Raw genomic sequence first — 20,598 nt, 5'->3', positions numbered from 1 at the left:
ATGGCCATTGATCGCACCAGAGCCATAGAAGACCCCACCAAGATGAGCGGCCCGGAAAAGGCTGCCGTGATCCTGCTCGCCCTGGGCGAAGAGGATCACGGCCTGTGGAGCCATCTCGATGAGGAGGAAATCCGCGAGGTTTCCTCGGCCATGTCCAATCTCGGCACGGTCACGGCCGCCGCCGTCGAGAAACTGATCGTCGATTTCGTCGGCCAGATGTCCTCGACCGGATCCCTGATGGGCTCGTTCGAAGCGACCCAGCGCCTGCTCGGCTCATTCCTGCCGGGCGACAAGGTCGACACCATCATGGAAGAGCTGCGCGGCCCGGCCGGACGCACCATGTGGGACAAGCTGGGCAATGTGAACGAGGTGGTGCTCGCCAATTATCTCAAGAATGAGTACCCGCAGACCGTCTCCGTCGTGCTCTCCAAGGTAAAAGCCGAACATGCCGCGCGCGTGCTCGGCTCGCTGCCGGAGGATTTCGCCCTGGAAGTCGTCACCCGCATGCTGCGGATGGAACCGGTCCAGCGCGAGATTCTCGACAAGATCGAGGAGACGCTGCGCAATGAATTCATGTCCAATCTGGCGCGCACCTCCAAGCATGACAGCCATGAGATGATGGCCAGCATCTTCAACAATTTCGACCGCCAGACCGAGAACCGTTTCCTCGCCGCGCTGGAAGAGCGCAATCGCGACAGCGCCGAGAAGATCCGGTCCTTGATGTTCGTGTTCGAGGATCTGTCCAAGCTCGATCCGGGCGGCATCCAGACGCTGATGCGCGCCATCGACAAGGACCAGATGGGCCTGGCCATGAAGGGCGCGTCCGACAGCCTGCGCGACCTCTTCTTCTCCAACATGTCCGAGCGCGCCGCCAAGATCATGCGCGAGGACATGGCCGCACTCGGCCCCGTCCGCCTGAAGGATGTCGACACCGCCCAGCAGGGCATTGTCGCGATGGCCAAGGACCTGGCCGCCAAGGGCGAGATCCTGCTCGCCGATGGCGGCGCCGACGATGAACTGATTTATTGAGGATGGCCGAGACCATGAGCCCGACGAAATTCGATTTCGATACCGAGTTCGATCACGACGGCCAGATCCTGCGTGACGGGGAGAGCTATAAGCGCTTCTTCACCCAGGATGATATCGATTCCGCGCGCATGTGGGGCGTCGAGGAAGGCCGCGAGCTCGAAGAGGGCCGCTGTGCCGACTCGCTGCAGGCGATCAGCGCCCAGATGCAGATCATCCTGTCGCGGCTCGCCGCCGAGTCGGCCTCGTTGCGCGCCGGCGCCGCCCAGCTGGCACTCGCCGCCGCTCGCAAGATTGCCGGCGAGGCACTGAGCGCCTATCCGCTCGAGACCATCGAGCAGCTCACAGCCGAAGCCGTCCAGGATCTGCGCGACGAGCCCCGCCTGTCGGTGCGTTGCGCGCCGGAACTGGTGGAAATGCTCGCGGAGCGGCTGGAACGCACGGCGCGCGATCTCGGTTTCGAGGGTGCGATCCGGGTGCGTGGTCATGCCGAGATGAGCGGTGCCGATGTCCGCCTTGAATGGGGCACGGGCGCGATCGAACGCTCGGCCGATGAAATCGACGCCCGGCTGGGCGAAGTCGTGGCGCGCTGGCTCGCCGCCGCATCCGAAGACGAATCCGCAACCCGCGCCACGGCCGATCCCGCCGTCGGCGCGTCTGCGGCATAAGGAGGCTGACCATGGCTGACAATACGAATTTCGACCTGCCGGAGCTCGACCAGGACTCCACCCCGGTGCCGGTGGACAACGCCAAGCCTGGCGAAGGCATGATCGACGAGGCGGCCAAGAGCGCCGCCGATCTGGCGCCGGTGTTTGATGTTCCGGTCAATATTTCAGCCGTGCTGGGCAAGGCGCAGATTGACGTCAACTCCCTGCTCAAGCTGACCGCCGGATCGGTGGTCGAACTCGACCGCAAGATCGGCGAGGCCATCGATATCTACGTCAATAACCGCCTGGTGGCGCGCGGGGAGGTGGTCGTCGTCGATGACCGTCTCGGCGTCACCATGACTGAAATCATCAAGGACGGGGACGCTGCGTAAGCGGCGCCTTGAGACAATGAACACAATGGAGCGGACATCATGCGAGTCCTGATCGTCGGAAGCCTGGGTGGGCAATTGCACACCGCCACCAAAATCGCGATAGACCGCGGCGCATCCGTGTCGCAGGTCGATACGATCCAGCAAGCGACGTCGCATCTGCGCGCCGGGCGCGGGGCCGACCTGATCATGGTCGATCTCTCGCTCGATGTTCAGGCGCTGATCGCCGCCAATGAATCCGAGCGGATCATCGTTCCGGTCGTGGTCTGCGGCGTCAATGTTCGCCCCGAAGCGGCCGCTGCCGCGATCCGGGCCGGGGCGAAGGAATTCATTCCGCTGCCACCGGACGCCGAGCTGATCGCCGCCATCCTCGAAGCCATTTCCGATGACGAACGCCCGATGATCGCCCGCGATCCCTCGATGCAGACCGTCATCACCCTGGCGGATCGCATTGCCGGCTCCGACGCTTCGGTGCTGATCACCGGCGAAAGCGGCTCGGGTAAAGAGGTCATGGCGCGCCATGTCCACGCCAAGTCGAAACGCGCCGCCGCTCCCTTCATCTCGGTCAATTGCGCCGCGATCCCGGAAAACCTGCTCGAATCCGAACTGTTCGGCCATGAAAAGGGAGCCTTCACCGGCGCCGTTGCCCGGCGGATCGGTAAATTCGAGGAAGCCGATGGCGGCACGCTCCTGCTCGACGAAATCTCCGAAATGGACACGCGCCTGCAGGCCAAGCTGCTGCGCGCCATCCAGGAACGCGAGATCGACCGGGTCGGTGGCACCAAGCCGGTCAAGGTCAATATCCGCATCCTGGCGACCTCGAACCGCGACCTGCGCAAGGCCGTCGCCGAGGGCACATTCCGCGAGGATCTGCTGTTCCGCCTCAATGTCGTCAATCTGGCGCTGCCGCCCCTGCGCGAGCGCCCGGCCGATATTCTCGCCCTGTCCGAGCACTTCATCCGCAAATATGCCGCCGCCAACCAGGTCGAGGCCCTGCCATTGTCGGAAGCGGCCAAGGCGCATCTCGTCGCCCGCGAATGGACCGGCAATGTGCGCGAACTGGAAAACGCGATGCACCGCGCCGTGCTGCTGGCCAATGGCCGCGAGATCACGCCGGACGCGATCCGCATGCCCGACGGCTCGGTCTTTTCCGGCGCCGGCAATACCGCCGTGCGCCAGGCCTCCGATGCCGCCAATGCCGCCCAGCGCGTCATGGTCGGCATGACGGTGGCGGAAGTGGAACAGGATCTGATCCTCGACACGCTCGACCATTGCCTCGGCAACCGGACCCATGCCGCCAATATCCTCGGCATCTCGATCCGGACCCTGCGCAACAAGCTCAAACTCTATACCGAGCAGGGCGTCAATGTTCCCCAGCCCAACCAGAGCGCCATGGGCGTCTCTGCCGCGTGATTGGATAAGTCTTGGTCGACACATCAGCCTCCGGCTCGCTGAGCGCCAATAGCGGCGCCTTCAATCCACAGGCCTTCCTGAACCGTGTGCTCAAGGGCGATGTCGCCCTGGCCGTCGGCATTCTCGGCATCCTGGTGATGCTGATCCTGCCGATGCCGAGCATTCTGCTCGACCTGGCGCTGGCGATCTCGATCTCGATCGCGGTGCTGGTGCTGATGACCGCGCTTTTCATCAAGCGGCCGCTTGAATTCTCCGCCTTCCCGGCGGTGCTGCTGATCACGACCCTGCTGCGGCTGGGCCTGAACATCGCCTCGACCCGGCTGATCCTGTCGAAGGGCGCGGAAGGCACCGACGCCGCCGGCGAGGTCATCCAGGCCTTCGGCGCCTTCGTGATGCAGGGCAATGTCGTGATCGGCGTCATCGTGTTCGCCATCCTGGTGATCGTGAATTTCGTCGTTATCACCAAGGGTTCCGGCCGGATCGCCGAAGTCGCGGCGCGCTTCACCCTCGACGCCATGCCCGGCAAGCAAATGGCGATCGATGCCGACCTGTCTTCCGGACTGATCACCGAGAACGAGGCCCGCCAGCGCCGCAAGGACCTTGAAGGCGAAAGCAATTTCTTCGGCGCCATGGACGGTGCCTCGAAATTCGTCCGCGGCGACGCGATGGCCGGGCTGATGATTACCGGCATCAATCTGATCGGCGGCATCATTATCGGCGTCGTGCAGTCGGGCATGCCGTTTGCCGAAGCGGCCGGCACCTATTCCGGCCTGACGATCGGCGATGGCCTCGTCTCGCAAATCCCGGCCCTGATCATCTCGGTCGCCGCCGGTCTGCTGGTCTCCAAGGCCGGTGTCGATGGCCAGGCCGACAAGGCCCTGTTCGGCCAGATGGTCGCCAATCCGGCCGGTCTCGGCCTGGTGTCCGCCGTCACCTTCATCGTCGGCGTCCTGCCCGGCATGCCCTTCATTCCCTTCGCCCTGATGGGACTGGGAACCGGTGCGCTGGCCTGGTTCAACCGCGACATTGTCGAACGCAAGGCGGCAGAGAAAGAGGCGGAGACCGCGGCCGAGGTCCAGGCCCAGGCGCCCAAGGGCGGTGAAGCCCCGATCGAGGACAGCCTGGCGATGGATGAGCTCAAGATCGAGCTCGGCTATGGTCTGCTGCCGCTGATCAATGATGTCGATGGCCGCAAGCTGACCGACCAGATCAAGGCGCTGCGCCGCTCGCTGGCCGAGGAGATGGGCTTCATCACGCCCGCCGTGCGCATCGTCGACAACATGCAGCTGGGCAATATGGAATACGCGATCCGGATCAAGGAACTCGAAGCCGGCCGCGGCCTGTTGCAGCTCCACAAGCTGCTGGTCATGGATCCGGCCGGCATGCAGATCGAACTGCCCGGCGATCATGTCAAAGAACCGGCCTTCGGCCTGCCCGCGACCTGGATCGACGAGAATTTGCGCGAGGAAGCCTCCTTCCGCGGCTATACGATTGTCGAGCCCGCCGCTGTCCTGGTTACGCATCTGACCGAGCTGCTGCGCGACAACATGTCGGACCTCCTCTCCTATGCCGAAGTCGAGAAGCTGATCGAAAAACTGTCCAAGGAACACCGCAAGCTGGTCGAGGACATCGCGCCGTCGCAGATCAGCCGCGCCGGGATCCAGCGCGTGCTGCAATCCCTGATTCGCGAGCGCGTCTCGATTCGCGATCTGGCGACGATTGTCGAGGGCATCGCCGAAGCCAGCGCCTCGACCAACCGTATCGAGCCGATTGTTGAACACGTCCGCAGCCGGCTGGCGCGCCAGATCTGTCACAGTAACAGGGCGCCGAACGGCAATCTGCCGGTGCTCGCCCTTACCCCGCAATGGGAACAGGCCTTCCTGGAAGCCCTGATCGGCGAAGGCGAGCGCAAACAGCTGGCGCTGGCGCCGTCGAAACTTCATGAGTTTGTGGCTGCAGTTAGAAACTCTTTTGAAACCGCATCGGCACAGGGTCATGTACCTGTACTGCTGACGAGCCCCGTGATTCGTCCGTATGTGCGTTCGCTGGTGGAGCGTTTCCGCCCGCAAACGGTGGTAATGTCGCAGAACGAGATCCACCCGAGCGCACGCCTGAAGACCTTGGGGCATGTCGGCTGACCGACCAACAACTGACCCGGTAGTGATCCTCGATGCGTTTGAAAACCTTTGCAGCCCAGACCCTGACCCAGGCCATGGCGGATGTGCGCCGGGAAATGGGGGCGGAAGCCGTGATCATTGCCACCTCGGACGGTCCCGATGGCGGCGTCCAGGTCAGGGCGGCGAGCGAGATGGCCTATCATCCCGACCCCGTCGAGCCGGTGCGCGAGCGGACCCAGCGCCTCAATGATGCGGCGGAGATCGCCCGCGGCGACCGCGAAGACGAACATCTCGACCAGGTCATTCGTGCTCTCGGCTTTCATCGCGCGCCCGGTGTCGCGGCCCAGTCGCTGATCAAGGCGGCCCAGGATTTCGCCGATGGCCATGCCGTCGGTCGCCTCGCCCACGCCATCGAGGCGCGCTACGCCTTCCAGCCCCTGCCCGCCATTCCCGAACACGCCGTGCTGTTTGCCGGCACGCCGGGCGTCGGCAAGACCTCGGCCCTGGCCAAGACCGCAGCGCGCTCGATCTCGGCCGGATCGGTCCCGACGCTGATTTCCTGCGATGGCGAGCGCGCCGGAGCGGATGCGCGCCTGCACGCCCTGGCGCAGAAGATGGGCGCCCATTTCATGGCCGTCGACGATCCGCGCGAGCTGGCCGACGCCATGCGTGAATTCGACGGGCCGGCGCTGATCGACAGTCCGGCGGTCAATCCGTTCGAGCTCGACGATCTCGACATGACCCTCGCCTTCGCCGATTCCAGCGATGCGGAAATCGTCTATGTCTTCGATGCCGGCCTGACGCCGGAAGATGCCGAGGATGCCGCCTCCCTGTTCGCCTCGATCGGGGCGAGCCGCTGCATTCCCGTCAAGCTCGACTGCGCCCGCCGGCTCGGCGCCCTGCTGGGCGTCGGCGAGACCGGCCTCGCCTTCGCGCAGATATCCTCCACCCCGTTTATCGGCGGCGGCCTGGCCCCGGCAACGCCTTTGCGGCTGGCCCGGGCGCTGATCGAAAACCGTGCTCACCCCTATGAGGAATCCGATTGATCATGAAACTCGCCTCGGCTCCCGATAATCGCGCCGCCGGGCGCGTCCTCGCTATCGCGTCCGGCAAGGGCGGCGTCGGCAAGACGGCCCTGTCGATCGGTATGGCGCGCGCGCTGTCGCTGATGGATGAGCGCGTCCTGCTGATGGATGGCGATCTCGGCATGGCCAATATCGACGTTCAGCTCGGGCTGCAACCACGCGCGGACATCGTCAATGTGCTCAGCGGCAAGACCTCACTGGAGTCCGCGGTCTGCCCGGCCATTGGCGGCGCGGCGGAGCGCGGCGGGTTTGATGTCATTTCCGGCCGGTCCGGCTCGGGCACGCTGGCCAATCTATCGGGCCCCGGCCTGACCAAGCTGGCCACCGGCGTCGCGGCGCTGGCGCTGTCCTATGACCGCGCCATTCTCGACCTCGCCGCCGGTGCCGACCGCGCCACGGTCCGCCTGGCTCTGACGGCCGATGACGTGCTGATCGTCATCAATGACGAGCCGACCTCGCTTACCGACGCCTACGCCTTCGTGAAGACACTGCGCCTCCATGATGAAGGCGCCTCACCGCTGGTCGTGGTCAATAACGCACCGAATGCGAACGCCGCCCGCGAGGCCTTCGGGGCCTTCCGCAAGACCTGCGAATCCTTCCTCAGCTTCACGCCGGTGCTGGCCGGGATCGTGCGGCGCGATGCGACCGTCCCCGCCGCAATCCGTACCCAGACCTGTGTTGCCGTGCGGGCGCCCGATTGCGATGCGGCCAAGGATTACCAGGCGCTCGCGGGAATCCTCGCGCGCGGGCGCGAAGCCGCGTAGACTGCACAATCTGGCAATCGGGGGGAGCTGAGACGCCATGTATGATTCATTTTACGACCGCCTCGTCAGCGGCTTTACCGGCTATGATTGGTGGCTGATCATCGTGCTGTCGCTGGTCGCGGCATTGATCATGCGCAAATGGCCGCAATGGCCTGCCGCCGCCGCCATCATGTTCATTGTCGATGCGGTGGCGCCCTTCTTCTATCGCTGGGCGATCGGCATTCCACCCAATTTCGCCTTTGATTTCGCCTTTTCGCGTCTTGATGAGCGCGGCGGTGTTGTGGTGTTGCTGCGGCTGGCGATCTATTTCGTGGCGATCGGCGCCATCTTCTTTTCCAAGCGCCGGATCGGCCAGCGCTAGCGTGCGCTGGCGCCGGCCGGATCCGTAGGGCCTGGTTATTCGAGCACGACTTACTCAAGCACCGTGATCTGGCTGTCGAGATAGGTCTGCGCATCGGCCCAGGCTTCGGCGACATCATCCATCCCGAACAGGACGCGCTGTCCGGCATCGAGCACCGGGCCGTAGAGCTGTGTGCCCTCGGCATCATCCTCGATGTGGAAGCGGCGCGCACTGGCCTCGAGCGTGTTGAAGCGTTCGCGCACCAGCGCCCAGTAATCCTCGGTCGCGTCCCAATAGGCCAGCGCTGCCGGAGCGCCCTCAAGATCGGTGCGGCGATAGGTATTCACACCGATCTCGCGCACCAGTTCGCGGGTCTCGCCATCGCGGATCGCCAGTTTTGAATTGTCCTGCTCATGGGTCCAGCCCCAGGCGGTCACCGTGTGACGGTTGACAGCGGCGATCGCGTCGTAATCGGTGCGGGTGGTATCGTCGCGGCGTGGCAGCGGACGCAGCGAGACCGGCGGTTCCCAGGTCGAGGCGTCCGCCGTGTGAACCCAGCTTCCAACCGCAGCATAACGCGGGCTGTCATCAACCTGGTAGACCGTCTGTGACCAGGCGCCGGTGCGTTCGGCGGCGCTGACACCCTCGACGCTCCAGTCATCATGGCCCTGGAAGGCGAGCAGGCGTGCCGGCTCGTATTGCCAGTCCTGGCGCCAATGCTTGACGATGAACGGGTCGGTGCCATCGCCGGCGAGCAGCAGGTGCTGCAGCATGATAAAGTCACCGCGATCCTCGACCACGATCACGACTTCGCGCGCCGGGGTCAGTTTCGGTTCGGCCAGCTCATAGCCGTCCGCGATCGGCACGGTTTCACGGAAGTCGAACGTCACCGCATAATCGCCCTGCATCGCCAGGATCGCGGCGCGATCGCGCTCGAAAGCCTGACTGTCAGCGGCGATGGTCTGGCGGACCGGGTCGGCGCTCGCGGCGAGATCGGTTGTCGTGGCGCACCCGGTCAGGGCGAAGGCCGCGAGGGCAAGAGCGAGAATTTTCATCGGCGTCTCATCAGGTCAGGAGTGGATCATGCGTCAGACTCCTATTGCGAACGATTCTGACTTGCAATCTCTATCTACTCACGGCACAAGGTCGCCAGTTGCAAATCGTTCGCAGAAAGGCGCGTCATGAAAACAGCATTCCTCCTCGGTGCCGCCGGCATCGCTCTCGCTGCCCCGGCCTTCGGCCAGGTCACCAACACGCCGACGGCAGCCGAGGTCGAGGTGATCGTTGTCGAGGCGACCCACACCAGGCTGAACGCGTTTGAATATCCCGGCATGACCTCGACGATCTCGACCGAAACGCTCGATCTGGCCCGGCCGTCCGATCTCGACGACCTGCTGCGCCAGCTTCCGGGCCTGGAAATTGCCGGTGGCCCGCGCCGCACCGGCCAGACGCCGTCCCTGCGCGGTCAGGGCCGCGAGAACACCACCCTGCTGCTCGACGGTGCGCGCCAGAATTTCGGCTCCGCCCATGATGGCGCCCTGTTCGTTGACCCGTCCCTGCTGGTCGGCGTGGAAAGCGTGCGCGGCTCGGCCTCGGCGCTGTACGGCTCGGGCGCGTCCGGCGGCGTGATTTCCCTGCGCACGGCCAGTGCCCGTGACCTGCTGACGCCGGACGAGCGCTGGGGCTACAGCCTCGGCGCCGGCACGCGCTCGGTCGACGGCGAGACACGCGGCTCGGCCAGCGTGTTTGGCCAGTCGGAGCGTATCGACATCCTCGCCTCGGTCTCGCATCGCACGTCCGGCGATATCACCCTTGGTTCGGGCGATGACCTGCCCGCCGATGACAGCGCCACCTCCGGCCTCATCAAGCTCGGCGTTGAACCGGCCGACGGCGTGCGCCTGGAGCTGAGCTGGCAGGGCATGGACAGCGAAGCCGTCGAGCCGAATAACGCCCAGGGGGTTGCCGGCGTCGACTCGCTCAATGCCCTGGTGGAGAAGGATATTGCCAGTGATAATCTCACCTTCAATCTGAGTGCCGCGCCGGCCGGGCTGGACTGGATGGATCTCGACCTGACCGTTTATCGTAACACGACCGGCGTCGACGAGGATGAGTTGGTCTCCGGGCGGCAACTGCGCCGTGACCTGGAGACGACCGGGATCCGCGCCGATCAGAGATTCGCCTTCCAGATCGGCCAGTTCGATGCCGGGCTGACGGTCGGCGGTGAGTATTACGAAGACACGCAGGACGGCTATGACAGCGCGGAAACCGGCGGCGTTCGCGGCGGCGCACCCGATGCGTCGAGCCAGTTCACCGCCGGCTATACCCAGCTGGAACTGACCGGCCCGGCGCCGTTCGGCCTGCCCGGGCAGATCATCCTGCTACCCGGCATCCGCCATGACAGCTTCGAGACCAGTTCCAGCCTCGCTGCCGACACCTCAAGCAGCGCCACCTCCAGCCGCTTCGCGGCGACCTGGGCACCGACACAGAGCTTCAATGTTTTCGCCAGCTGGGGCGAAGGCTTCCGGGCGCCATCCATCAATGAGCTCTATCTCGACGGGACGCATTTCTCCCTGCCGCACATCATTCTGGGCGCCCCGGTCTTCATCACCAACCGCTTCATTGCCAACCCGGATCTGAAACCCGAACAGACCGAGACCCTCGAGGCCGGCTTCAGCCTCGATCTCGCTGACCGGTTTGACGGCGTCGACCGGCTGCAATTGCGCGCCGCCTGGTTTGAGACCGAGGCGACCGACCTGATCGATCTGAGTGTGGATTTCGCGTTTGATGCCACCTGTTTTGCCCCGCCTTTCCTGCCCTGTTCAGCGGGAACGACGCGCAGCGCCAATGTCAGCTCGGCCGAGCTGTCGGGCTATGAGGCAGAGCTGAAATTCGCCGCCGGCAATTTCGCGCTCGATGCCAGCCTGAGCGATGTCGACGGCGAGGACAGTGCGACCGGCGATCCGGTCGGCGCGGCGACGCCGGTGCGGCTCTATCTCGACGGACGCTGGACGCTGGAACCGCAGCGCCTGACCCTCGGGGCCCGCGCCGAACTGGCCGGCGATTTCGACGAGACGACCGATCCGGCCGCCTTGCGCGATGGCTATGGCGTGCTTGATCTCTACACGCGCTGGCAGCCCTTCGCCGACCGCGGACTGAGCCTCAATGCCGGGGTCGAGAACGTGTTCGACACCGACTATGAGCGCGTCTTCGCAGGCGTCAGCGAGCCGGGCCGTTCGCTGCGGTTCGACCTGACCTGGTCACAGACCTTCTGAAGCGGTCAATTGGCCCGGTGATGCCGGATCTGGGCGATCTCGTCGAGTTCGTCCTGCTCGGCGGCACGCAGGGCCTTTTCGACCCGCGCCAGGCGGCGTTCTTCCAGCACCTCGAACTTCTTGAGTTCCTGGAAGGCGTCGCCGAGGCGCTCGCGCAGGGCGTCGGCCTGCACCTCGACCTCATCGAGCGAAGAGCGGATATTCTCTTTTCGCTTGATGACGGCCTGGGCGTAGGAGCCATAGGCGAGATAGCCGTCACGCGACTGGGTGGCCACCGCCTGTTCTTCCGGGACCGAGGCCTCGAGCCGCTCGATCTGGTTGATCAGGGCGGATTTCGAGCGGTCCAGCTCGGCCATCTGTTTCTGCAATTCCTCGACCTTGAACCGGGCCAGCCGGATCAGGGGTTCGTGAGAACGTGTCATGGGGTTATTCCTTCACCATCCAAAATCCCGGCCAGGGTCGCGAATGTCGACGGGATATCCGCCGCTTCGTCTTTTCCCTGACCCAGGAATGCTTCCAACGGATCGTTGAGAGCAATTGCCCGGTCGAGCGCCGGGTTCGATCCGGGGGAGTAGGCTCCCAGGCGGATCAATTCTTCCATATCGGCATAGGCCGACAACATCTTGCGCGCCTCGGCGACCAAGGGCCGCTCGGCTTGCGCGAAAACTTCCGGCGCCGTGCGGCTGACCGATTTGAGCACGTCGATCGCCGGGAAGCGGCCGCGCTCGGCAATCGCCCGGCTCATCACGACATGGCCGTCGAGAATCCCGCGCACCGCATCGGCGATCGGCTCATTATGATCATCGCCATCGACCAGCACCGTAAACAGGCCGGAAATCGTGCCGGTCTTGCCGCCATCACTGCGCTCGGGGCCGGGGCCGGCGCGCTCGAGCAGGCGCGGCAATTCGGCAAACACCGACGGCGTATAGCCGCGCGTCGTTGGCGGTTCGCCGGCCGCCAGGCCGATCTCGCGCTGGGCGAGGGCGAAACGGGTGACGCTGTCCATCAGGCACAACACGTCCTTGCCCTGGTCGCGGAAATATTCGGCAACGGTCAGGGTCAGATGCGCCGCCTGGCGGCGGGCCAGGGCCGGCGCGTCGGAGGTTTCGGTGACCACGACCGAGCGTGCCCGGCCCGATGGCCCCAGCACATCATCAACGAATTCACGCGCTTCACGGCCCCGCTCGCCGATCAGACCAATCACGATCACATCGGCATCGCAGGCGCGCGCCAGCATCGACATCAACACCGATTTGCCAACGCCGGAGCCGGCAAAGATGCCGAGCCGTTGACCGCGGCGCATCGGTACGAAGGCATTGAGGACGCGCACGCCCATATCCATGCGATTGCCGAGCCGGGCGCGGCCATGCGCCATCGGCGGTTCGCCCTTGAGCGGATAGGCATGGGCACCTTCGCTGAGCGGGCCGGCTCCATCGAGCGGGCGGGCAAAGCCGTCGATCACGCGGCCGAGCCAGCTGGCCGACGGGCGTACCCGCGCCGCTTCCGGCTGCAGGATCACCTTGGCGCCGGGGCGGATACCCTCGAGCGGACCAAAGGGCATCATCAGCGCCGTCTGGCCACGAAAGCCGACAATCTCGCATTCCGAGGTGCCGCGCCCGGTGACGATGGTGGCATGCGCCCCGAGCGACAGTCCGGAGACCGGTCCCTCGGCCTCGACCAACAGACCGTTGAGCGCCGTGACGCGTCCTTCCAGGACACGCGCATCGAGCCGTTCAATCCGATCTGTCAAAGTCTGCATCATGCGGATGTCATGCCTTTCAGGCGGGGCCGGTGAGCCGATTCGGTTTCACCCTACGCCATTGCGGTTGCTTCCACGTAAACGCGGCGGTGCAAATGCGGCGGATGCTGCTCGGCGCGGAACAGGGCTTTGGCTCTGGTGTGCCCGTATTGATGCCGGATGCCCCTCTGATGATACGCCCTTGTGGCCTTGCCCATACCCTGGTGTGCGCTTCAGCGAAGGTTGGTTTGGAAGTGCAATTCCAAAAATTGACGTCAAATCCGTAGCTTGCCGGATCACCACCGATATCCGCCTCAGTTTTTCGCGTTTCGCCACCTCCTGCATCGCGTCTGATGCCCACAATATAAGGGCGCAAGCGAGGGGGCGGACAGGCAGGCGGCGATTGAGTGAGGTGTGCCGCCGCATGAGGGGACGGTATCGGCCAGCGTACGGGCCAGCCTGGAATGGGGCCCCGCGAGAACAGTGAGGGTCCCGGTTTTGGCGCTGGCGTGAAAACCGGAACTTGCCCGCATCTTGCATTGGGCCACCGGAGACGATGGGGGCTTGATTGACCGGGGATAGCGCATGGGACATACCGCTTGAGGCAGGAACGGAGCGCATCCCATTGACATCTTCAGCGGATTCCGTGGGCGCCGCATCAAACCGCTTCGCCCTGATCGAAGCGGTGCGAGGCCTGGCCGCCCTGCTGGTTGTATTCTCCCACACCATGCCGAAAGAGGGCTGGTTCTATACCTATGTGTTTGATCCCGGGAAAATCGGGGTCGTCGTCTTCTTCTTCATATCCGGCTATCTGGTCATCCCGAGCGCGGCCCGGGACCGGTCCGCAAAGCGCTTTTTGACCAAGCGATTATTCCGGCTATACCCGCTCTACTGGGTTTCCCTGGTGCTGGCCTTCGCGGTCTGGCCATCCGAACTGGCACCTCTGGACTGGATGGCCAATATCACCATGGCGCAGCAATTGTTCGGGTTTGAAAACGCGATCGACGTCTATTGGACCCTGACCATTGAGGTCGTGTTGTATCTGGTCATCACCGCATTTCTGGTTCTCGCTCCATCCATGCTGACACAACGCTTCCCGCTGGTGCTCGGAAGCCTGGGCGCGGTGTGCCTCGCCGCCGCGGTGGCGCGATGGGGCCTGCAGACCAAAATCCCGGTCGCCGTGCCCCTGGGCCTGTTCTGCATGTTCACCGGCGCGCAGATGCGCTTTCTGCGCAATGCAGGCCGGAGCATCATCCGCCCGGTGCTCTTCTACCTGGCGATCGCCATCCCGACCTGCTGGATCGCCTATTCGTTCTCCACCGGCTTCGACGAGACATCCAGCCGCTATATCATCACCTATATCGTCGGGGGGCTGATCTTCCTGGCCATCCTGCAAAAGCCGGACATTGATCTTGGCCGGCCCGTTCGCGCGCTGGGCGATTGGAGCTTCGGCGTTTATCTCCTCCACATGCTGTTCGCCACCACGCTCGTGAGCTGGATCGACAAGGGCTGGACCCTGTTCGCGGTTACGCTCGTGCTCTCTATCGCGATCTCCGCACCACTCTACTATCTGCTCGAGCGCCCGGCCGCTGCCTTCGGCCGCTCCCTGTTCAGAAAGCACCCGGCGTGACGTCACCAATCCCCACATCCGCGACCCGGCCCCCGGACTGGCACCTGCCGGCGGCGCTGATGGTCTTTATCGGCAATATCATCCTTTGCCTCTGCTTCTTCAGTCCGGAAGTGCAGGGCTATGGCGATGCCGTGAAGGGCTGGGGCCAGTTCAACCACCTGCTCGCCGGCGGTGAGCCCTATTTCTCGGACCACAACCAGATCTCGCTCAGACTGGGCATGGCGGCGACAACGCTGGTCCTGGTCTTCGGCCTGTCGGCCCTCGGGCTGATCGAACGCCGGGTGCTTGTCACCTATCTGGCGCTTCCCTTCGCGGCTTATCTGGCGACCAAGATCAAGCTGGAATTCCTTTTCTTCCCGTTCGCGCTGATCTCGACGCGGCTCAGCGGGAAGCGGGAAGCCTTCGTCCTGTTCATGATCTGCTTCATGTCGATCTATTTTGAGGAGAACAATGGGCTGGTGCTGATCTGTTTCCGGTTGCTGATCCTCGGCTTCCGGAAAATCAGATTGAGCTGGTACTGGATCCTCGCCATCGTCGCGACGATTGTCCTGATCGACGCGAACATCGAAATGCTGTTCTCGATCTTCCCCAGGCTGTCCGTTTACAGCTGGACACGGGATATCGTGAACCCCGAATTCTCCCATCTGGAGACCGTCATTGTCTTTGCATCCTCGATGATTATCGGCATCCAGCCCCAGATCGATTATGTTCTCGCCTTCCCCTACACGCTGCTGATTTTGGGTCTGACCGTCGGACCGCGATTATTGTCGTGGCGCTTCTACCGCGAGACCTTCAACACACCGGAATTCCGCGCCGGCTTCCTGACGATCATGCTGGTGACCTCGCTCACCCACGTGTTTCAGAATGCCCGCTATTATTTCTATTTTGTGCCCGGGATCACGGCCATCGGCGGGGATCGCATCAACACGGTGATGATCCTGACCTCCTGGCCGATGACGCTGGGACTGGTGATCTTTTACGGCTTCGCACTGGGAATATAGCGGCGGGCGCGGGAGCGAGCGGGCTGGGTATCGAGGTCCGCCCCGGCGACTATACCCGGCCCGACCAGCTCGAGGCCTCGCTGGCCGGCGTCGATACGCTGTTGCTGGTCTCCGGCATGGACGCGCCGGAGGCCCGCATCGGGCAGCACCGCAATGTGATCGAGGCGGCCAGGGCTGCCGGTGTGAGCAAGATCGTTTATACCAGTATCCAGGGGCCGGAGACCGGCACCACGTTTTCGCCCGTGGTGCAGAGCAATCGCCAGACCGAGGCCGATATCCGCGCCAGCGGCCTGGCCTGGGCCATCGGGCGCAATGGCATCTATATCGAGCCGGATATCGAATATATCGACAGCTACAGGGCGCGCGGCGAAATCGCCAACAGCGCCGGTGATGGCCGTTGCGGCTACACGACCCGCGCCGAGCTGGGCCAGGCCTATGCCAGCCTGCTGACCGGCACACGGCATGACGGCCAGACCGTCAACCTGCACGGCGACCCCATCACCCAGACCCGGCTCGCCGACCTCATGAACACGGCCTTTGGGACCGATCTGGTGTATCGCGCCCTGACACCGGCCGAATATCCCGCCGACCGCAGCGCCGAGCTGGGTGATTTCCTCGGGGGCATCATCGCCGGCATCTATGATGGCATCCGCCTTGGGGCCTATGACAATCCGAGCGATTTCGAAGCTGTGACCGGCCGGGCGCACCAGGACTGGGACTCCTGTTTCCGCTCACTACAGGCCTGACCACCGTCTCGCCGCCGGCCAAGCCCGCGCCGAGCCCGCGGTCCGGGACGGGGCGGGCCGTTTGCCGCCGCCCCGCACGGACTCAAAACAGGATTTTTCGCCAGTGCCCAAAAAAATCGTCTGTGGATAAGAAGACGACCCGGCTCTCGAGCCGCCGGCGGCCGGATTTTCAATGCTGGCAGGCCAATCCGGCGTTCATCGCCGCATACTTTATGCCTGACAATAATCGCAGTTGCTCAAATTTTTCAGAGTCATGGTGGTCGCGCGCATCGGCTAACCCCCCATTCGTCAACGTTAAATGCGAATCAAGCTTAAGCGGCAAAGAATCGCCAGGCTGACGATTCTGGAACCCGGTCAAGCGGCAGTTAACTTTCGTTAAGGGTTTCCTCGTAGCGTCAGAATAAGGTTAATCAGACTACACACCGGGCGGGATTGATTCGTTCGGGTACCAGACCGGAGGCGAACCATGCGGGTTCTTCTAATTGAGGACGACCGGGCAACCGCGCAGTCCATCGAACTGATGCTGAAGTCTGATGGCTTCAATATCTATACGACGGATCTTGGCGAGGAAGGTGTCGATCTCGGCAAGCTGTATGATTACGATATCATCCTGCTCGATCTGAACCTGCCCGACATGACCGGTTTTGACGTTCTCAAGACCCTTCGCGTCTCCAAGATCGATACCCCGATCCTGATCCTCACCGGCAATGCCGATATCGACAACAAGGTCCGTGGCCTGGGTTGCGGCGCCGATGACTATATGACCAAGCCTTTCCACAAGGACGAGATGATCGCGCGTATTCACGCCATCGTTCGTCGCTCGAAGGGGCATTCGCAATCGATCATCAAGACGGGTTCGATCGCCGTCAATCTCGACGCCAAGACGGTCGAAGTGGACAGCCAGCGCGTTCACCTGACCGGCAAGGAATACCAGATGCTCGAGCTGCTCTCGCTGCGCAAGGGCACGACGCTGACCAAGGAGATGTTCCTCAATCATCTCTATGGCGGCATGGACGAGCCCGAACTGAAGATCATCGACGTGTTTATCTGCAAGCTGCGCAAGAAGCTCGCCGCCGCCACCCATGGCGAACACCATATCGAAACCGTCTGGGGCCGTGGCTATGTGCTGCGTGACCCGATGGAAGAAAAAGTCGCTGTCTGATCTGCCCATCTGATCCGATAGCCACGGTCTGATTGAAGAGCCCGGTCCTCGCGACCGGGCTTTTTCATGCCCGCCTCCCCTGTTCAGGGGCTTTCCGGCGGGTGGCGTCCCGCTAGTCTGGCTTGCAAACAGCGAGGCGCCCTATGAAACACCATCGATTGAGCCTGACCGCCCTTACCCTTGCCATTGTGACAGCCGGGCAGGCCGTGGCGGTCCAGGACGTATCCGCCGCATCGGCGGCCCCGGAGGGCTCGCTGGACTGGCTCGGCCAGGTACAGAACCTGACCGAGCCTGAGGCCGGCCTGATCCACATTGACGCGCCGGATGCGCTGGCCCGCGAACTCGAGACCCTGTCCACGGACATGCAGGCCGCTGTCGCGCTGCATGAGGCCCGCTGGGGAATGAGTATCGGAGTTGAAGGCGCGGAAGCCCTCGCCCGCAATGGCACGTATGATTTCGACCGGATCGATGAAATCGCCCGGCCGGCAACCCCGGAATGGTGCAACAGGGACGCACCCTATGTCGCGATCGATGCGGCCGGAAACCGGCGGATCTGGCAGCAGTGCTCCGGCACCCCCACCGGAGAGAATGCCGACGCCATATCGGTGCGGCGGTTCTGGATCGAGGACACTGTGGCTGGAGATTATCGCTGGCTGGAATTCATTGCCGTCAGCTCAACCGACACCGGGAGCGTACTGGCAGAACTCGACACGTTTTCCCGCGAAGCCCTCGGAGCCATCGCCCGAAGCATTGTCATCTTCCCGGCTGGCGGCGAATAGAAAAGTCCCGGCCCGGCTGCAATGAAAAACCCCGGAACCAAATGGGTCCGGGGCTTTTCATTTCTTGCGCCGGGCTACCAGCCGGAGCTCAGGCAGCCGCCGTGCGCGCCGCCGCATTACCGGCCTGGGTATAGAGGCCGCGCCGGCCCTCGACAGGCGTGTAGTCGCTCGACAGGCCAACCACTGTCTCGGCGGCACCCATCACCAGATAGCCATCGCTGGCGGTCTGCTGCGACAGGCGCGCGAGCACCTTCTTCTTGGAGTCGGCGTCGAAATAGATCAGCACATTGCGGCAGAAGATGACGTCGAACTTGCCCATCGGGCCGAAGCTGTCGAGCAGGTTCTGTTTCTGGAAGGTCACCATCTGGCGGATATTCGGCTTGATGCGCCATTGATCGCCGGTCTGGTCGAAATGCGTCACCAGCCGCTGGATCGCGAGGCCGCGCTGGACCTCGAACTGGCTGTAGAGCCCGGCCTTGGCCTTTTCCAGCACGCGCGGCGCCATATCCGTTGCCACGATCTCGACACGCAGGCCGCCCAGGCGCGCACGCTCCTCCTCGAGGATCATCGCCAGCGAATAGGGTTCCTGGCCCGATGAACAGGCCGCACACCAGATCCGGATCACGCCATTATTGCCGCGCGCCCGCGAGAGCACTGGCAGGATGTCCTGCTTGAACAGATCAAAGGGCGTGTTGTCGCGGAAGAAAAAGGTCTCGTGCGTGGCGAGCGCTTCGGTGATCGCCCACAACAGCCGGTCACTGCTTTCACGCCGCGCGGCCGAGATCAGGGCCTCGATCGAGCCATAGCCTTCAGCGCGGGCCAGCGGTGCCAGCCGACTTTCGAGCAGATAGCCCTTGTCGGCCGACAGCACGAGGCCGGAACGCTTGTACGCTTCGGCTGCGACGTAGAGAATTTCCTGCTTTTCCAACATTCGCCTACATTCCACCCTTGGCGCGCCGGACGATGTCCGACCCGATTTCCGATAGCGGCAGTATCTGATCTGCCAGTCCGGCCTCGGCGACTGCGCCAGGCATTCCCCAGACGATGCTTGTCGCCTCGTCCTGGGCGATAATGGTTCCGCCCGCCGCACGCAGGGCGCGAACGCCCTCGCGGCCATCATGCCCCATCCCGGTCAGGATGACGCCCAGCGCCTTGCCACCGGTCGCTTCCGCGACGGAATGGAAGAGCGGGTCGACAGCGGGGCGGCAGAAATTGATCGGCGGCGACTGATCGAGCGCGGCGTAATAGCCGGCCGCATCGCGCCGCACGGTAAAGTGAAAATCGCCCGGTGCGACATAGACATGTCCGGCCAGCAGGCGCTCGCCATGCTCGGCTTCCTTGCACGGCAGATTGCTCGCCTTGCTCAGGTGCTCGGCCAGGATCTTGGTGAACAGGGCCGGCATGTGCTGGGCAATGACAACCGGCGCAGCCAGGCCTGCCGCACACTTGCTGATCACCAGACGCAGGGCTTCCGGACCGCCGGTGCTGGAACCGATGGCGATGATCGCCGGGGGCTGGGTCGAACGCGGGGTCGTGCCGCGCGAGATCGGGGCGGCGGCCACGGGCCGGAAGGCGCGCGGTGGCGACGCCGGTGCGGGCGCTCCGGGAGCGGCGCGAAGTTGCGGGGCCGGCGCCGCCGAAGGGCGCGCGGTTTTCGGTCGCGGAGACAGGGCTTTCAGCTTCGCCAGCAGGTCGCGGCGGAATTCCTCGGCGCCGGCCAGGCGCCCGGCCTGCGGTTTCGGCGCATAGTCGGCAGCGCCCATGGAGAGCGCGCGGATCGTCACCTCACCGCCGCGGCGGGTGAGGGTCGATGCCATCACAATGCGGCAGGAGGGCACGGTCTTCAGCAGGACCGGCAGCGCGGCAAGCCCGTCCATTTTCGGCATCTCGACGTCGAGAACGATCAGGTCGGGGCGCAATTCCTCGGCCTTGCGGATGCCCTGCTCACCATCGGTGGCGGCACCGGCGAGGACGAGGTCGGGATCTTCCTCGATCCAGCGCGTCATCAGCCCGCGGGCGACCGCGGAATCGTCGATCACCAGCACGCGCGCCATGGCGTGGGCGGAGTCCGGCTGTGGGGCGAGCTCTGTCATCGGCTTCCCCTACGAGGCCCGCAGCAGGCCGGTTTGCTGGAATTTGGATGCGATGATGTCGCCATCGAACGGCTTCATCACATACTCGTCCGCGCCGGCGCGCAGCGCCTCGGTGATATGGGCCATGTCGTTCTCGGTGGTGCAGAACACCACGATCGGCCGGTCGCCGGTTTCCTCGCGGCGCAGCGCCTTGACGAAATCGAGCCCGTTCATAATCGGCATATTCCAGTCGAGCAAAATGGCGTCCGGCATTTGCTCCCGGCACTTTTCGAGCGCCTCGGCACCGTCACCGGCTTCGACACAGGCAAATTCGAGCTCTTCCAGAATCCGGCGGGCGACCTTGCGTATCACACGCGAGTCGTCGACAACGAGACAGGTCTTCATTCGCTTGCCCTT

General features: G+C 63.9%; 19 protein-coding genes and 1 pseudogene. 14 read left to right on the top strand and 6 right to left on the bottom strand.

Translation table 11 applies throughout. The annotated features are described in order from the left end of the window. The 8 genes from fliG to ACN0YL_RS01470 all read left to right on the top strand — a co-directional run bounded on the left by fliG (position 1) and on the right by ACN0YL_RS01470 (position 7,802). Entirely contained in the window at positions 1 to 1,029 is a 1,029-nt protein-coding gene (gene fliG, locus ACN0YL_RS01505; protein WP_417469043.1) for a flagellar motor switch protein FliG, read from the top strand. Between the two features lie 14 nt (positions 1,030 to 1,043). After that, positions 1,044 to 1,694 (top strand): hypothetical protein, encoded by a 651-nt coding sequence (locus ACN0YL_RS01500; RefSeq protein ID WP_417491085.1) that lies wholly within the window; start codon positions 1,044 to 1,046, stop codon positions 1,692 to 1,694. 98 nt (positions 1,695 to 1,792) lie between these two features. Continuing rightward, positions 1,793 to 2,065 carry a flagellar motor switch protein FliN gene (gene fliN, locus ACN0YL_RS01495; RefSeq protein ID WP_417469042.1) on the top strand — a complete coding sequence of 91 codons (273 nt, stop codon included), beginning with the start codon at positions 1,793 to 1,795 and terminating at the stop codon, positions 2,063 to 2,065. A gap of 39 nt (positions 2,066 to 2,104) precedes the next feature. After that, a complete protein-coding gene (locus tag ACN0YL_RS01490; RefSeq protein WP_417491084.1) occupies positions 2,105 to 3,475 on the top strand; it encodes a sigma-54 interaction domain-containing protein in 1,371 nt (456 codons plus the stop codon). 11 nt (positions 3,476 to 3,486) lie between these two features. After that, positions 3,487 to 5,613, top strand: a complete 2,127-nt coding sequence (gene flhA, locus ACN0YL_RS01485; protein ID WP_417491083.1) for a flagellar biosynthesis protein FlhA — start codon at positions 3,487 to 3,489, stop codon at positions 5,611 to 5,613. 32 nt (positions 5,614 to 5,645) lie between these two features. Next, on the top strand, positions 5,646 to 6,638 hold the full coding sequence (locus tag ACN0YL_RS01480) for a flagellar biosynthesis-like protein (FlhF) (protein WP_417468661.1): 993 nt from the start codon (positions 5,646 to 5,648) through the stop codon (positions 6,636 to 6,638). A 2-nt stretch (positions 6,639 to 6,640) separates the two neighbouring features. Further along, positions 6,641 to 7,441 carry an AAA family ATPase gene (locus ACN0YL_RS01475; RefSeq protein ID WP_417496786.1) on the top strand — a complete coding sequence of 267 codons (801 nt, stop codon included), beginning with the start codon at positions 6,641 to 6,643 and terminating at the stop codon, positions 7,439 to 7,441. A 37-nt stretch (positions 7,442 to 7,478) separates the two neighbouring features. After that, positions 7,479 to 7,802 (top strand): hypothetical protein, encoded by a 324-nt coding sequence (locus tag ACN0YL_RS01470; RefSeq protein WP_417468659.1) that lies wholly within the window; start codon positions 7,479 to 7,481, stop codon positions 7,800 to 7,802. A gap of 50 nt (positions 7,803 to 7,852) precedes the next feature. Here ACN0YL_RS01470 and ACN0YL_RS01465 read toward each other — a convergent pair whose 3' ends face one another. Beyond that, positions 7,853 to 8,836, bottom strand: coding sequence for a DUF6607 family protein (locus ACN0YL_RS01465; RefSeq protein ID WP_417491081.1), 984 nt, complete (start codon positions 8,834 to 8,836; stop codon positions 7,853 to 7,855). A 126-nt stretch (positions 8,837 to 8,962) separates the two neighbouring features. On the opposite strand from ACN0YL_RS01465, the gene ACN0YL_RS01460 reads away from it, so the two are divergent. Next, complete coding sequence (locus tag ACN0YL_RS01460; RefSeq protein ID WP_417496785.1) at positions 8,963 to 11,053, top strand: TonB-dependent receptor domain-containing protein; 2,091 nt, start codon at positions 8,963 to 8,965, stop codon at positions 11,051 to 11,053. A 5-nt stretch (positions 11,054 to 11,058) separates the two neighbouring features. Here the strand turns inward: ACN0YL_RS01460 and fliJ are convergent, their stop codons facing one another. Together fliJ and fliI are read right to left on the bottom strand one after the other, a co-directional pair. Continuing rightward, positions 11,059 to 11,475 carry a flagellar export protein FliJ gene (gene fliJ / locus ACN0YL_RS01455; RefSeq protein WP_417496784.1) on the bottom strand — a complete coding sequence of 139 codons (417 nt, stop codon included), beginning with the start codon at positions 11,473 to 11,475 and terminating at the stop codon, positions 11,059 to 11,061. Continuing rightward, positions 11,472 to 12,812 (bottom strand): flagellar protein export ATPase FliI, encoded by a 1,341-nt coding sequence (fliI, locus tag ACN0YL_RS01450; RefSeq protein WP_417497050.1) that lies wholly within the window; start codon positions 12,810 to 12,812, stop codon positions 11,472 to 11,474. The genes fliJ and fliI overlap by 4 nt, the downstream gene beginning before the upstream one ends. Positions 12,813 to 13,437: 625 nt before the next feature. Between fliI and ACN0YL_RS01445 the strand changes: the two genes are divergently transcribed. The 5 genes and pseudogenes from ACN0YL_RS01445 (at position 13,438) to ACN0YL_RS01425 (ending at position 18,109) form a co-directional block, all read left to right on the top strand. Continuing rightward, on the top strand, positions 13,438 to 14,421 hold the full coding sequence (locus ACN0YL_RS01445; RefSeq protein ID WP_417491078.1) for an acyltransferase family protein: 984 nt from the start codon (positions 13,438 to 13,440) through the stop codon (positions 14,419 to 14,421). Beyond that, positions 14,418 to 15,422, top strand: a complete 1,005-nt coding sequence (locus ACN0YL_RS01440) for a hypothetical protein (protein ID WP_417468654.1) — start codon at positions 14,418 to 14,420, stop codon at positions 15,420 to 15,422. Before ACN0YL_RS01445 ends, ACN0YL_RS01440 begins: the two co-directional genes overlap by 4 nt. A 14-nt stretch (positions 15,423 to 15,436) precedes the next feature. Next, positions 15,437 to 16,168 (top strand): annotated as a pseudogene (locus tag ACN0YL_RS01435) (NAD(P)H-binding protein); the annotation flags it as partial. 466 nt (positions 16,169 to 16,634) lie between these two features. Then, positions 16,635 to 17,330, top strand: a complete 696-nt coding sequence (gene ctrA, locus ACN0YL_RS01430) for a response regulator transcription factor CtrA (protein WP_417468651.1) — start codon at positions 16,635 to 16,637, stop codon at positions 17,328 to 17,330. A gap of 158 nt (positions 17,331 to 17,488) precedes the next feature. Beyond that, complete coding sequence (locus tag ACN0YL_RS01425) at positions 17,489 to 18,109, top strand: hypothetical protein (RefSeq protein WP_417491077.1); 621 nt, start codon at positions 17,489 to 17,491, stop codon at positions 18,107 to 18,109. 88 nt (positions 18,110 to 18,197) lie between these two features. On the opposite strand, the gene ACN0YL_RS01420 is transcribed toward ACN0YL_RS01425, so the two are convergent. Genes ACN0YL_RS01420 through ACN0YL_RS01410 form a run of 3 tightly spaced genes read right to left on the bottom strand, consistent with a single transcriptional unit; the run spans position 18,198 to position 20,586 of the window. Further along, positions 18,198 to 19,040: a CheR family methyltransferase gene (locus ACN0YL_RS01420; RefSeq protein WP_417496783.1), complete on the bottom strand. Its 843-nt coding sequence runs from the start codon at positions 19,038 to 19,040 to the stop codon at positions 18,198 to 18,200. A 4-nt stretch (positions 19,041 to 19,044) separates the two neighbouring features. Next, on the bottom strand, positions 19,045 to 20,202 hold the full coding sequence (locus ACN0YL_RS01415) for a protein-glutamate methylesterase/protein-glutamine glutaminase (RefSeq protein WP_417468648.1): 1,158 nt from the start codon (positions 20,200 to 20,202) through the stop codon (positions 19,045 to 19,047). A 9-nt stretch (positions 20,203 to 20,211) separates the two neighbouring features. Next, positions 20,212 to 20,586 carry a response regulator gene (locus ACN0YL_RS01410; protein WP_091766385.1) on the bottom strand — a complete coding sequence of 125 codons (375 nt, stop codon included), beginning with the start codon at positions 20,584 to 20,586 and terminating at the stop codon, positions 20,212 to 20,214. Positions 20,587 to 20,598 lie beyond the last annotated feature (12 nt).

Origin of the sequence: Maricaulis sp. (assembly GCF_048269565.1) — a bacterium.
In the GTDB taxonomy this organism is placed as follows: domain Bacteria; phylum Pseudomonadota; class Alphaproteobacteria; order Caulobacterales; family Maricaulaceae; genus Maricaulis.
This window is presented reverse-complemented; position numbering and strand designations above follow the sequence as displayed.